The organism is Kitasatospora sp. NPDC059747 (genome assembly GCF_042732955.1).
In the GTDB taxonomy this organism is placed as follows: Bacteria; Actinomycetota; Actinomycetes; order Streptomycetales; family Streptomycetaceae; genus Kitasatospora.
This window is the reverse complement of the sequence record NZ_JBHWGV010000006.1, coordinates 50,375-63,193: the sequence shown is the minus strand read 5'-3', so window position 1 is coordinate 63,193 and position 12,819 is coordinate 50,375. Positions and strand designations below refer to the sequence as shown.

Genomic DNA, 12,819 nt, shown 5'->3' with positions numbered 1-12,819 from the left:
GCGTCAGAGCCCCCCCGCCCCCCCCGGGGCCGGGGGCCATAGACCACAACACCCCCACACACCTCGTGCGTCCCCCGCGCCCTCTACACCCGCCACGGCTACCGCGAGATCCCCGCCTACAGCACGGGCCCGTACGCCGAGGTCTGGTACGGCAAGGACCTCACCGAGGCGGCGCAGTAAGGCACTTGGGGCCTACCGGGCCAGCGCCTCGGCCAGCTCGGCGGACGAGGGCGGGTTCGCGCCGGGGCGCGAGACGGTGACGGCCGCGGCCGTCACCGCGTGCGCGAGGCAGACCGCGAGCGGGGCGCCGCCCGCGCGGGCGTGCAGGAAGGCGGCCATGAAGGAGTCCCCGGCGCCGACGGTGTCCGCGACCCGCACCGGGCGGGCGGCGACCTGCTCCCGGGCACCGTCGGCGGTGAGCGCGACGGCGCCGGCCGCCCCCAGCGTCACGGCGACGACGGCCGGGCCGAGCCCGAGCCAGTGCCGGGCGACGGACTCCGGATCCTCGCCCGGGTAGAGCCAGGCCAGGTCCTCGTCGCTGGCCTTGACCACGTGGCTGAGGGCCACGCAGCGCTCGACCCGGCGGACGGCCCCGGCCCGCTCGCCCATCAGCGCGGGCCGCACGTTCGGGTCGTAGCTGACGCTCGCCCGGCCGCGCAGGCGCTCGATGACCCCCAGCACGGCCGCCGCGCCCGGCTCGGTCACGGCCGCGATCGAGCCGATGTGCAGGTACCCGGGTGCGTCAGGCCCCAGGAGATCGACACCGTGGGGAGTGCCGAGCGTCCAGCCGATGTCGAAGGCGTACTGCGCGCGCCCCTCGCCATCCAGCTCGACGACGGCCGAGGGCGTCCGCACCACGGCCTCCGCGCGCACCGTCACCCCGGCCGCCTCCAGGTGCGCCCGGATCAGGCGCCCGTGGGCGTCGTCCGCGAGCTGCGTGAGGAGCGTCGCCGCCCGCCCCAGACGCGCCAGGCCGTACGCGACGTTCGCCGGGCTCCCGCCGGGGTGCACCCGGTCCGGTACGCCGTCGGCGCGGACGACGTCGGCGACGCACTCGCCGATCACCAGGAAGTTCGGGGACGTGGTCACAGCGGCTCCTGGCGGTCCGGCGCGGAAGGGGCGGACCGCAAGCCTACGGCTGTGGGCGGGCATGAGAGTACGGCCGCCGGACCTGGCCAGGTTCTCCGGCGGCCGTGGCCCCGCCCGTCAGGGGGCGGAACTCTTCGACCGTATGACGGAGGGCCACCGCGCCGCTACCGCAGTGCTCCGTCCGGGGGACGCGACCGTGTCGCGGCAATCCCGCCCGGGAGACCGCGTCCGTCCACTACCATCCGTGCCCGGAACATCTCCCGTGCCGTCAACCCGGAGAGCGGTGGTCGCCCTGATCCCCCTGCGTCGGACCCGAGCCCGCGGCCGTGCCGGGCTCGCCCTGGTGCTCGCGCTCAGCGCGGCGCTGCTGACCACCGGCGGGCCCGCGGCCACCGCGGCGGACGGGCTGGGCGACCCCGTCTTCCCGTCGCTCGGCAACCGCGGCTACGACGCGGTCGCCTACCACCTCTCCTTCGCCTACCGGCCGGACACCCGCACCGTCGACGCCACCGCGGTGATCACCGCCCGGCCCTCCCGCGACCTGGCGAGCCTGGACCTCGACGCGCTCGGCCTCGACGTCCACGAGGTCCACGTGGACGGCCGGCCCGCCGCGTTCCGCACGCACGACGAGAAGCTCACCGTCACCCCGGGCCGGGCGCTGCGCCGTGGCACTACCGCGCGGGTGCGGGTCACGTACACCGCGGACCCGCACGCCAGGCTCCCCCACACCGGCTGGGTGCCGACCGCGAACGGCTTCGCCGTCGCCGGGCAACCCGCCAGTGCGCACATCGTCTTCCCGTCCAACGACCACCCCAGGGACAAGGCCCGCTTCACGATCGACGTCACCGCCCCGGACGGGCTGCTCGGCGTCGCGAGCGGCGAGCTCACCCGGACCACGCCCCTCGGCGACGGCCGCACCACCCGGCGCTACGTCTCCCGCGCGCCGATGGCCACCGAGCTCGTGCAGGTCTCGGTCGGGGACTACACCGTCCGCGAGCGCACCGGCCCGCACGGCCTGCCGCTGCGCGACGTCGTGCCCACCGCGCGCGCCGCCGACCTCGAACCGGCCCTCGCGCTCACCGCCGACCAGCTCGCCTGGGCCGAACGGCACCTCGGGCCGTTCCCGTTCGAGGCGTACGGGATCCTGCCGGCCGACACCGACGACCCGGACGCGTTCGGCTTCACCGGCCTGGAGACCCAGACCCTGACGCTGTACAAGCCGAACTTCCTGCGCCAGCCCGAAGCGGCGATCGGCTCGCACATGATGCACGAGCTGGTGCACTCCTGGTTCGGCGACAGCGTCTCCCCCGCCACCTGGGCGGACCTCTGGCTCAACGAGGGTCACGCCGACTACTACGGCCTGCTCTACCGCTACGAGCGCGGCTGGCCGGACGCGTGGGGCTACACCACCCTCGTCGACCGCATGCGCTACCTGTACGGCCTCGGCGACCAGTGGCGCCACGACGCCGGACCGGTCGCCTCGCCCACCGCGGCCGACCTGTTCGACAGCCAGCGCTACACCGGCGGCGCACTCGTGCTCTTCGCGCTGCGCGAGCGCGTCGGCGAGGACGCCTTCGACGCGATCGAGCGCACCTTCCTCGCCCGCCACCGGTACGGCAACGCGACCACCGCCGACTACATCCGCACCGCCTCCGAGGTCTCCGGGCAGGACCTCACCGCCTTCCTCACCGACTGGCTCTACGGCCACCGCACCCCGCCCATGCCGGGCCACCCGGACTGGACGGTCGGCGCGCAGCCGGTGGCGGCCCGCGGGGCGGCCGGGCCCGTGGAGCACGGCTCCGGCACACTCTGACGGCGGGGCCGATCCCGTACGCCCCGGTCCGGTACGCCCCGATCGCGCCCGGCCCGTGCGTCCGGGCGCCCCGTGCGCGCCCCTGCGCCGCACGGGACGGGCGGCGCATCGTGGTGCCACGGCCCGCCCGCCGCCCGGCTCAGTCCCGGCCGGCTCGCGGGCCGTCCAGCGTTCCGGCCGGGCCGGGCCGCGGCCGTCCGCCGGGGCCCGGGAAAATATCCCCGGAACGGAGACAACCCGAACCGCGGGCCACCGCGTTCCACCTGCCGTGAGGACAACACCACGCACGCGGCCGACCGGGCCGCCACGGCGGACGGGAACGACGGGAACACCATGGCAGGGGCAGCGGGATGAGGGACGCGACACCGGACTTCGAGGAGTTCGTCGCCGCCTGCGGCCCGAAGCTGCTGCGCACGGCCTGGCTCCTGACCGGCGACCCGCACCAGGCCGAGGACCTGCTGCAGACCGCGCTCGCCAAGGTCTGGCCCAAGTGGGACCGGATCTCGATCGAGCACCCCGAGGCGTACGTGCGGAAGGTCCTGGTGAACTCGCACGTCTCCTGGTGGCGCCGCCGCTGGACCGGCGAACTCCCGCACGAGGAGCTGCCCGAGCCGCCGGTGCAGCGGGCCGACCCCTTCGAGGACGTCGTGCTCAGCCAGGTGGTGGCCACCGCCGTCCGGGCGCTGCCGCCACGGCAACGGGCCGTGGTGGTGCTGCGCTTCTTCGAGGACCTGAGCATCGAGGAGACGGCCGACGTGCTGCGCTGCACGACCGGCACCGTCAAGAGCCAGACGCACCGGGCGCTCGCCTCGCTGCGCGGCAAACTGCCGGTCAGGGAACTGATGTTGGACGGGGGACGGCGTGACGGGAACTGACTTCACCGACCCGGACCGGCCGGACGGACCCGGCGGCGCCGACACCGGGGAGGAGCAGGAGCTGCGGATCCTCCTCCAGCAGGCCGCGCCGCACCTCGCCGCGCCCGAGGACCGCATCCAGCGGATCCTCGACCGCGCCGATCGCACCCGGCGCCGCCGGCGGGCCGCCGGGCTGGGCGCCGGGCTCACCGGCGGACTGCTCGCCGCCGTGCTGGCCGCCGCCCCGGCGATCGCGCCCTCGGGCCCCCACTCGGGCCCGCTGGGGGCCGCAGGGGCCCCGGTGCCCGCACCGAGCACGGCCGCGCCCTCGCCCTCCCCCGCGCCCGAAGGCCCGGACGCCGTGGGGCCGTTGGGGCCGGCGATCTCGTTCAGGTCGGTTCCGGAGATGGTCGTCAACGTGCCCAAGGGCTGGTTCACCCAGGACAGCGGCGGGTCGAGCCCCCAGCGCAGCATCGGCACCCTCGCCAATCAGGAGCTCATCCCCCTGTCCAGCTGCCCCGCGCAGCAGTCGATCTGCTTCCCGGTCGGGAAGCTGTACGCCGGCGGAGTCGTCCTGACCTTCCGGCTCGTCGACGACGCCGGCACGTTCTACAGGTACGTGGGCCAGTCCGGCCCGGGCGAGGTCACCGCCGTGGGCAAGGAGTGCGCGAGTGCCGGAGGCAGCGACCAGCTGGTCGGCTACCGGACCGTCGGGACCGGTGCGACCTCGACGCTGGTCGAGCTGACCGCGTGCTTCCGGGGGCCGTCCCTGATCGCCGCCCAGCAGGTGGCGCAGGTGCTGGAGTCGATCCGCTCCGCGGAGCGGAACAGCCCTGCCGCCAAGGACTCGGTCGGCTGACCTCCGCCGCCCCTGCCCTCCGTACTCCTTCCGAAAGCCGAACCGCCATGTCCCTACCCCGTTGTGCCCTCGTCGGGCTGGGCGCGCTGCTCCTGGTGAGCTGCGCGCCCGGCCCGGCCGCTTCGCCCGCCACCTCCGTCAGCGCCGCACCGACCGCCCCACCGGCGACCGCTCCGGCCGTCACACCCGCCGCCGCGGGCCGCCCCGCACCGCCCGAGCTCCCCCGCCAACTCCCGGGATTGGGAGCACAGTTGCTCGCCGATGTCCCCGCCGGGACCAGGCAGGCCCTGATCGTCACCGGCGACGGCGCCGACCTCTCGACCGGGCGTGCCACGCTCTACCGCGACGATGGCTCCGGCTGGCTCGCCGGACCGACCTGGCCCACCCGCAACGGCAACCGCGGCTGGAGCGCCGACCACCGCCTGGGCGATCTGCGCTCCCCCGTGGGCGTGTTCACCCTCACCGCCGCCGGCGGCAGGCTGCCCGATCCGGGATCCCGCCTGCCGTACGACCACGACGGGGGATTCACCGTCTCGGGCACGGGCTTCGAGGGCGAACCGCTCGCGGGCTCCTTCGACTACGTCGTCGCGATCGACTACAACCGCGTCCCCGGCTCGACCCCGCTCGACCCGCGCCGCCCGAACGGCAGCGGCCGCGGCGGCGGCATCTGGCTCCACGTCGACCACGGCGGCCCGACCCACGGCTGCGTCGGCCTGCGCGTCGACGACATGCGCGAGCTGCTCCGCGCGCTCGACCCGACGTTGCACCCGGTGGTCGTCATGGGCGACGCGGCGGCGCTGGCGCGGTGAGCTGTCCATCCCCTCTCTTCCAGATTCGGCGATCGGCCGGGGAAGAACAAGACTGCAATTTCCGGGCGGAGAGGGGGACCCTGGCACCCATGACCTCTTCTCGCCCGGACACCGGGACCAGCAGAGACTCCCTCCCCTCGACTGCCGCGTCCCTGGCCCACGTCCGCTGGATCGCCGGCGGCACCGGCAGCGGCAAGAGCACCCTGGCCCGCCTGCTCGCCGCCCGCCACGGTCTCCCGGTGTACGACGGCGACCTCGCGGAGCACCGGTGGCTGACGCTCTGCACGCCGGAGCAGCACCCGTACCTCTCCGCCCTGCGCGACCTGCCGCCGGGTGCGATGTGGGACGGCCGCACGGCGGACGAGGTGCTGCGCGCGATGCCGAGCATGCACGGGGAGATGCTCGGCTTCGTCGTCGACGACCTCCTCGCCATGCCCACCGACCGGATCGTCCTGGTCGACTACTTCGGGATCCTGCCCGCCGACCTCGCGCCGCTGCTGAGTCGGCCGGGCCAGGCCGTCTTCCTCCTGCCGACCGCGGAGTTCCGGCGGGACGTGCTCCGCGCGCGCTACGCGGATCCGCAGCGCGCGCGGGCCACGTGGGGCGGCCGCGACCCCTCGCCGGTGCTCGCCGAGCGGCTCGCGCGCGACGCCCTCTGGGACGCGGAGGTCCGTGCCCAGGCCGCCGGCCACCCGCTCGACGTCCTGACCGTCGACGGCGCCACGCCGGCCGCCGACCTGGCCGAGCGGGTGGCCGCCCGCTTCGGCCTGGACCCCGGGGCGTAGCGGGCGTCAGTACCGCAGGACGGCCGCGATGTGGTCGCGCGAGGCGAGCTCGCCGGACGGGACGAACTGCACGCGGGCGCCGGTGTCGAGGGCGCGCTCGACGATCTCGTCGACCATGTCCACGCGCACGTCCGGCCCGCCGTCGTCGGTGGGCACCAGGTGGGTGTCCGTCACCCGGACGGGCTGCCAGTAGTCCTCCTCCACCGCGACGACGGCGGCCCGGCCCTGCGTGACGTTCTGCCAGACCTCGTCGATGCCGGCGGCCAGGCCCTTCACGCCCTGGGCCTGGCTGAGGCGCTCCTGGACCTCGGCGACGGCCTTGCGGCCCTGGTCGGCCACCGTCGCCCGGACCGCCTCGGCCACCGCGGCCGGGGAGGCGTGGCCGAGTCCGCCGCGCGCGACCTGGGCGGAGGCGCGCTTGGCCGCCGTGCCGACGTCGTCGAGCAGGGAGATCGCCGCCGCCTCGCCGAGCACGTAGAGCGGGCGGGCGTCGGCCTCCAGGACGGCGGCCAGGGCGGTGTCGGCCGAGCGCAGGAACCTGCGGGTCTCCTCGTCGGTGAAGGTGCTCGGCACGTTGCCGATCCGCTCCGTGCGCTCGACGTCCCAGTCCGGCCGGACCTGGTCGACCGGGAACCCGCCGTCGTGCGGCACCAGCTTCGGCCCGGAGCCGCTGAACAGGGCGGCCCGGTCGGCGGAGACGGTGAGCACCCAGTAGGGCGCGCCGGAGACGTACGCGGCGACCAGGTTGCGGGTCAGGAAGGTGTCCGAGACGACGACCCGGGCCGGCACCGAGCGCGGGAGCGACCACACCTGGTGCTCGCCGGGCGCCGCGAAGATCACCAGGCCGTCCTCGGCGTGCACGAGGTCGACCTCCGCGAGCGCGCGGTCCAGCTGCTCGACGACGTCCAGCCGGTCCGCCCGGCTGACCGCCTCGTCGGCCTGCAGCCTGGCCTTCGCCTCGGCGACGAGGTTGCGCAGGCGCACCGGGTCCTGGGTGTTGTCGGGCTCGCTGCGGTGGGTCGGCAACAGGACGGAGACGGCCGGGTAGCGCCGGGGGCGGCGCAGCTCGGCGAGGACGGCGGAGGTGAGCTCGGCTGCGTGCATCGGGTGCCCTTCGTATCGCGGGGGTGGCGGGGCCTGGGACGGTCGGCGAACCCGGCCGGAAGGGAGGGGCGGAAAGATCGATTTGCCGGATTCGTTCCGGAACCCCTCCCCATCCCACCCCGCTCCTAAGCCCCCCGCCACCGGAACGCCCGCGCGCCGGGCCCGTAGCCCGCGCGCCAGGCCCGCGCCCCCTGCCCCGTGACCCGCGCGGTGCGGGCTCGTTAGCCCGGGCATGAAGAAGCGCAGCATGCTTGCCGTGGCCTCGCTCGCCGTCGGTGTCGTCGCCTCCCTGACCGCCCCGAGCGCGCACGCCAGCGCCGTGGGCGGGCAGGAGGGTCTGCCCGCACCGCTCGGCTCGACGGCCGACCTGGCGCCGGGGCAGGTCGGCGACGCCGGTGGCGTGGTCGGGCACGCCACCGGCTACGTGACCGGGCAGGCGGACGGGCTCGTCCCGGTCACGCCCGCGTAGTCGGGGCGGCGGCCCGGCTCAGGAGAGCGGGGCGCCGAGGTCCTGGGCCCAGTAGGTGCCGGCCGGCCCGGCGGCGACGCCGACGCCGACGTCCTTGAAGCCGCAGTCCAGCAGGTTGGACTGGTGGATGCCGCCGTCCATCCAGTGCGAGACGACGGCCGAGGGGTTGGTCGTGCCGCGGTCGAGGTTCTCGCCCCACTGGGACCAGCGGTAGCCGGCCGCGGTGATCCGGGCGTCGGGGTGGACGCCGTCGGGGTTGACGTGGTCGAAGAAGTTGCGGGCGACCATGTCGTCGGCGTGCTTCTGGGCGGCTCCGTGCAGCCGCGGGTCGATCCGCAGTGGGGCGCAACCGGCCTTCGCCCGTTCGGCGTTCACCAGGTCGACGAGTTGGCGCTCCAGGCTGGGCGGGGCGGTCGCCCTGGACGCGGTGGGCGACGGGGTCGGCGTGGGCGTGGCCGTGGGGGTGTCGGTCGGGCTCGGGGTCGGCGTCGGCGTGGGAGTGTCGGTCACGGCCGCCGGGGCCGGTACCGGGAGGGCGAGCGGCGTCCAGGTCGGGGTGTCGGGCGCGGCGGCCGGGGTGGTCGGCTCCGGTGCCGCCTCCAGCGGCTTCTCGGCGGGGGCCGGCCAGACCAGGGCGAGCGTCGTGACCGCCACGGCGGCCGCCGCACCGCTCACCAGGACGGCCTTCTTGGCGGCGAGCGCGGCCCAGCCGCCGTGCGAGCCGGCCCCGGTGGCGCCCGCGGTGCCCGCCGCGCCGCCGGCTCCGCCCGCGCCGGTGGCGCCAGTCCCCGCCGCGGAGGCGACCGCGGCCGCGGTGACCTTGAAGTGCAGCAGCACCGGCGACCCCATCGGGATCGGCACCAGCGCCAGCCCGGCGAGCAGCCCCTCCGCCGGGAAGAGGTCGCGGCCCAGCCGGTCGCAGGTGGCGCAGCCGCGGATGTGCCGGGCTATGCGCTTGCGCCACACCGAGTTCGGCGTCCCGTCGAAGCCGGCGGTGACCTCGGCCAGCTCCGGACAGCGCGGGTAGGCGCCGAGCGCCCGGACGACCACGCGGCCGGACTCCAGCTGCTTCTTCATCCGCTGCACCCGGACGGCGGTGTGCTGCGGGCTGAGGTCGAGCGACTCGGCGAGTTCGGCGCGGGTCAGCTCGCCGTTCGCCTCCAGCCACCACAGGGAGAGCAGTTCGCGGTCGTCCGGGTCGAGCCAGCGGGTGGCCTCCGCGACCTCCCGGCGCTGGCCGGAGAGGCCGAGCCGCAGGATGGTGAGGTCGGTGAAGTCGGCGCGCGGGTCGGCGACTTCCCACGTCTCGTCGAGGCCGCCGACGGTCGGCTGCTGCTGGCCGGCGGCGTGCCGGCGACGGACCTGGTTCATCGTGATCGCGACCAGCCAGGAGCGGAACGACGACGGGTCGCGCAGCCCCTCCAGGCCGTCCAGGGCGCGGATCATCGTCTCCTGCGCGACGTCGTCGACGTCGGCGTGCCCGCCGAGCGCGCGCCCGGCCACGTTGTAGACGAGCGGCAGCCAGGCGGCGACCAGCGCCTCCTGGGCCTGCCGGTCGCCTGCCTGGGCGGCGCGCACCAGGGTCGTCCCGGTGCCGCGCACGTCTGTGTTGCGCACGTCAGCGTTCTGCACGTCAGCGTTCATCGTCCGCACTCCGTCTTGCCGTCTTCCGCCCGCCGATGCCTCCTCGGAGACCCCTGGGGAGTGATCAGATAACAACAATTTGCGCGGAATCGGAAAACGGGCCGGTGACGGGCCCGCGGCGGGGTCACGCCGGGGCGGCGAACACCTGGGTCCACCACGGGCCGCCGGAGCCGGTCCGGACGCCCACGCCGAGCTGCTTGAAGGCGCAGTTGAGGATGTTGGCGCGGTGGCCGGGGCTGTTCATCCAGGCGTCCATGACGGCGGCCGGGTCCTTCTGGCCGCGGGCGATGTTCTCGCCCCAGGTGCTCCAGCGGTAGCCGGTCGCCTCGATGCGGTGGTCGGCGTGGTAGCCCTCGGGGCTGGCGTGGTCGAAGTAGTTGCGGTCGGCCATGTCGTCGCTGTGCGACTGGGCGGCGGTGGCCAGGCGGGGCTCGGCCGCGACCGGGTCGCAGCCGGCCTTGGCCCGCTCGGCGTTGACGAGGTCGACGACCTGCTGGGCGTACGAGGGGGACGCGCCGCCGCCGACCGGGGTGGGCACGGACGTCGCCGCGGGGGCGCTCCCCGTGGCGGTGCGCTGGGCGGTGGTGGGCTTGGCGGTCGGGGTCGGCTTGGTGGTGGCGGTGGCGGTCGGGGTGGGCGTCGCGGAAGCGGAAGCCGTGGCGGTGGCGGTGGCGGAGGCGGAGGCGGTGGGCGACGGGGTGCCCGGGTCGGTGGCGGACAGGTTGACGGGCGACTGCGGCGTACCGGGCACGAGGGCCGGGCCCCCGCCGGCCCCGGGCACCTGGATGCCCTCGTGGGTGCCGGCCTCGGCGGCCATCAGCGCGTCCAGTGCCACCGCCTGCCCCGGGTCCCGGTCGGACTGCTTGCCCGCGTACGCCGCGTACCCGGCGCCCGCCAGCGCCGCGAGCAGGCCCGTCCCGGCCACCGCGACGACGACCGTCGACACCGGGACGAACGCGCCGCGCCTGCGGCCCCGCCTGCCGCGCCCTTCGTGGCGATCGGTGTGCCGCTCGGCTGCCCGGCGCGCGGCACGCCCTCCGGAACGGCCGCCCGCGCCGTCGGCCGATCCGGTCGCCGGGAGGATGGTCGTCCTGTCTTCGCTGTTCACCTGGCCACGCTTTCTGTCCGGGTCGGCGGTCGGGTGCCGACACCTGGGAGACCCTCCGGCGCGCCGCCGATAACAAAAATTCCGAACGAATGTCCGGCGGACCGGTCACGGACCCTTCCGCGGGGACCGGGCACCGTCCGGACGGTGCCCCCGTGCCGCGCCCCCGTGCCGCGTCTCCCGGCGGGCGCGGCGGAGGCCCGACAGGGATTCTGGAGGTGTCCGAAGCCGTCCGCCCGAGGAGGTGCCATGGCCCTGCGCGAGCTCGCCCTCACCTCCCGGGCCGTCGCCGCCGAGTCCGGCCGCAAGGCGAAGACCGCGCTGCTCGCCGCGTGCCTGCGGGAGTTGGGACCGGACGAGGCACCGGCGGCCGTGGCACTCCTGTCGGGCGAGTCGCAGCGGCTGCGCACAGGCGTCGGGTACGCGGGCCTGCGTGACCTTCCGCCGCCCGCCGACGGGCCCGGCGAGCTCGGGGTGCGGGAGGTCGAGCGGGAGCTGGAGCGGATCGCCGCGGTGCACGGGGCCGGGGCGCAGGGCGAGCGGCGGCGGCTGCTGACGGAGCTGTTCGGCCGGGCGACCGAGGTCGAGCAGGGGTTCCTGCGGGCCGTGCTGGTCGGCGAGTTGCGCCAGGGCGCGCTGGACGCGGTGGTCGGGGACGCCGTCGCGCAGGCGGCCGGGGTGCCGGTCGCGGCGGTGCGGCGGGCGCTGATGTTCCGCGGCTCGGCCCGGGCGGTGGCCGCGGCGGCGCTGACCGGCGGGGTGCCCGCGCTGGCCGCGTTCCGGCTGGAGGTGGGCCGGGCGGTGCGGCCGATGCTGGCCGCGTCCGCACCCGACGTGGCCTCGGCGCTGGAGCGCACCGGCCCGGCGGCGCTGGAGTGGAAGCTGGACGGCATCCGGGTCCAGGTGCACCGGGACGGCGGGGACGTCGCCGTGTTCACCCGCAGCCTGGACGACATCACCGCGCGCGTGCCCGAGGTGGCCGAGGCGGCGCTCGCACTGCCGCTGCGCTCGGCCGTGCTGGACGGCGAGGCGATCGCGCTCGGGCCGGACGGCCGCCCGCGCCCGTTCCAGGAGACCGCGGCGCGGACCGCCACCCGCCGGGACCCGGACCGGCTGCGGGCCGAAGTGCCGCTCAGCGCCTACTTCTTCGACCTCCTGCACCACGACGGCGAGGACCTCGTCGACCGCCCCGGCGGCGAGCGCTGGGCGGCGCTGGCCGACGTGGTGCCGCCCGGCCTGCGGGTGGCACGCACGGAGACCGGGGACCGCGCCGAGGCGCTGGCGTTCTTCCGCGACACGCTGGCCCTCGGCCACGAGGGCGTGCTGGTCAAGGACCCCGCGGCCGGGTACGCGGCCGGCCGGCGCGGCGCGGGCTGGATCAAGGTGAAGCCCCGGCACACCCTGGACCTCGTGGTGCTGGCCGCCGAGTGGGGCAGCGGCCGGCGCCGCGGCCGGCTCAGCAACCTGCACCTGGGCGCCCGGGCGGCGGGCGAGCCCGGGCTCGGCCCGTGGGTGATGCTCGGCAAGACGTTCAAGGGCCTCACCGACGAGACGCTGGCCTGGCAGACCGCCGAACTCCTCGCCCGGGAGACCGGCCGGGACGACCGGACCGTGCGGGTCCGGCCGGAACTCGTCGTGGAGATCGCCTTCGACGGCGTCCAGCGCAGCCCCCGCTACCCCGCCGGGCTGGCCCTGCGCTTCGCCCGGGTGGTGCGCTACCGGCCGGACAAGGACCCGGCCGAGGCCGACACGGTCGCCGCCGTCCGGGAGATCGCGGCCGCCGAAGGGCTGTGAGCGGGGTCGCGCCGAACCACCCTTGACAAACTGACGTCAAATCAAACCTCGTGCTGCCAAAGGTCGTTCCGTCCCGGACCGAATCGGCCAATCTGCGCAAACCCGCCACGACACCCTCCGGGTGCGCCGCACCACCGGGTTAGGTTGGCAATGCCCAGGTTGGCATTGCCAACGAGCAACGAGTGCAGGAGGGAACGCCCATGAAGGTGAGCCTCGACCGGGACCGCTGCTGCAGCTCCGGCCTGTGCGTCTCGAACGCCCCGGAGATCTTCGACCAGGACGACCACGACAGTCTGGTGAGACTGCGCCGGACGACCTTCCAGCCGAGCGAGTACCCCGACCTCAGACTCGCCGCCGAACTCTGCCCGTGCGGCGCGATCACCGTCACCGAGGACACCGCCCCGGCCGACGGACCCGCCGCGACCGGCCGTTAGCCCAGCGCCTGCGCTCCACCCGACCCCACCCGGGAGATCCCCACCGCGACGCCGAGGAGT

12 protein-coding genes and 1 pseudogene are annotated in these 12,819 nt (G+C 75.7%); 9 read left to right on the top strand and 4 right to left on the bottom strand.

Features of this window, described 5'->3' with window-relative positions; all coding sequences use genetic code 11:
* Nucleotides 1-75 precede the first annotated feature (75 nt).
* A pseudogene (locus tag ACFV4G_RS04440) lies at nt 76-180 on the top strand (GNAT family N-acetyltransferase); the annotation flags it as partial.
* 12 nt (nt 181-192) lie between these two features.
* Here the strand turns inward: ACFV4G_RS04440 and ACFV4G_RS04435 are convergent.
* Nucleotides 193-1,089, bottom strand: coding sequence for a carbohydrate kinase (locus ACFV4G_RS04435; protein ID WP_380436345.1), 897 nt, complete (start codon nt 1,087-1,089; stop codon nt 193-195).
* Between the two features lie 283 nt (nt 1,090-1,372).
* Here ACFV4G_RS04435 and ACFV4G_RS04430 point away from each other — a divergent pair, with 283 nt between their 5' ends.
* From ACFV4G_RS04430 to ACFV4G_RS04410, 5 genes are all read left to right on the top strand, one after another.
* Nucleotides 1,373-2,902, top strand: a complete 1,530-nt coding sequence (locus tag ACFV4G_RS04430; protein ID WP_380436343.1) for a M1 family metallopeptidase — start codon at nt 1,373-1,375, stop codon at nt 2,900-2,902.
* Between the two features lie 350 nt (nt 2,903-3,252).
* Nucleotides 3,253-3,777 (top strand): SigE family RNA polymerase sigma factor, encoded by a 525-nt coding sequence (locus tag ACFV4G_RS04425; RefSeq protein ID WP_380436341.1) that lies wholly within the window; start codon nt 3,253-3,255, stop codon nt 3,775-3,777.
* Nucleotides 3,764-4,615: a hypothetical protein gene (locus tag ACFV4G_RS04420; protein WP_380436339.1), complete on the top strand. Its 852-nt coding sequence runs from the start codon at nt 3,764-3,766 to the stop codon at nt 4,613-4,615. The genes ACFV4G_RS04425 and ACFV4G_RS04420 overlap by 14 nt, the downstream gene beginning before the upstream one ends.
* A 47-nt stretch (nt 4,616-4,662) precedes the next feature.
* Complete coding sequence (locus ACFV4G_RS04415) at nt 4,663-5,424, top strand: L,D-transpeptidase family protein (protein ID WP_380436337.1); 762 nt, start codon at nt 4,663-4,665, stop codon at nt 5,422-5,424.
* A gap of 89 nt (nt 5,425-5,513) precedes the next feature.
* Nucleotides 5,514-6,209: a hypothetical protein gene (locus tag ACFV4G_RS04410; RefSeq protein WP_380436335.1), complete on the top strand. Its 696-nt coding sequence runs from the start codon at nt 5,514-5,516 to the stop codon at nt 6,207-6,209.
* Between the two features lie 6 nt (nt 6,210-6,215).
* Here the strand turns inward: ACFV4G_RS04410 and ACFV4G_RS04405 are convergent, their stop codons facing one another.
* Entirely contained in the window at nt 6,216-7,313 is a 1,098-nt protein-coding gene (locus tag ACFV4G_RS04405) for a chemotaxis protein (protein WP_380436333.1), read from the bottom strand.
* A 232-nt stretch (nt 7,314-7,545) separates the two neighbouring features.
* On the opposite strand from ACFV4G_RS04405, the gene ACFV4G_RS04400 reads away from it, so the two are divergent.
* Nucleotides 7,546-7,782 carry a hypothetical protein gene (locus ACFV4G_RS04400; RefSeq protein ID WP_380436331.1) on the top strand — a complete coding sequence of 79 codons (237 nt, stop codon included), beginning with the start codon at nt 7,546-7,548 and terminating at the stop codon, nt 7,780-7,782.
* An 18-nt stretch (nt 7,783-7,800) separates the two neighbouring features.
* Here ACFV4G_RS04400 and ACFV4G_RS04395 read toward each other — a convergent pair whose 3' ends face one another.
* Both ACFV4G_RS04395 and ACFV4G_RS04390 read right to left on the bottom strand, forming a co-directional pair.
* A complete protein-coding gene (locus tag ACFV4G_RS04395) occupies nt 7,801-9,399 on the bottom strand; it encodes a sigma-70 family RNA polymerase sigma factor (protein WP_380436329.1) in 1,599 nt (532 codons plus the stop codon).
* A gap of 151 nt (nt 9,400-9,550) precedes the next feature.
* Nucleotides 9,551-10,534 carry a CAP domain-containing protein gene (locus tag ACFV4G_RS04390; protein WP_380436327.1) on the bottom strand — a complete coding sequence of 328 codons (984 nt, stop codon included), beginning with the start codon at nt 10,532-10,534 and terminating at the stop codon, nt 9,551-9,553.
* Between the two features lie 246 nt (nt 10,535-10,780).
* On the opposite strand from ACFV4G_RS04390, the gene ACFV4G_RS04385 reads away from it, so the two are divergent.
* Together ACFV4G_RS04385 and ACFV4G_RS04380 are read left to right on the top strand one after the other, a co-directional pair.
* Complete coding sequence (locus ACFV4G_RS04385) at nt 10,781-12,325, top strand: ATP-dependent DNA ligase (protein ID WP_380436325.1); 1,545 nt, start codon at nt 10,781-10,783, stop codon at nt 12,323-12,325.
* A 200-nt stretch (nt 12,326-12,525) separates the two neighbouring features.
* Nucleotides 12,526-12,759, top strand: coding sequence for a ferredoxin (locus ACFV4G_RS04380; protein ID WP_380436323.1), 234 nt, complete (start codon nt 12,526-12,528; stop codon nt 12,757-12,759).
* Nucleotides 12,760-12,819: the final 60 nt, after the last annotated feature.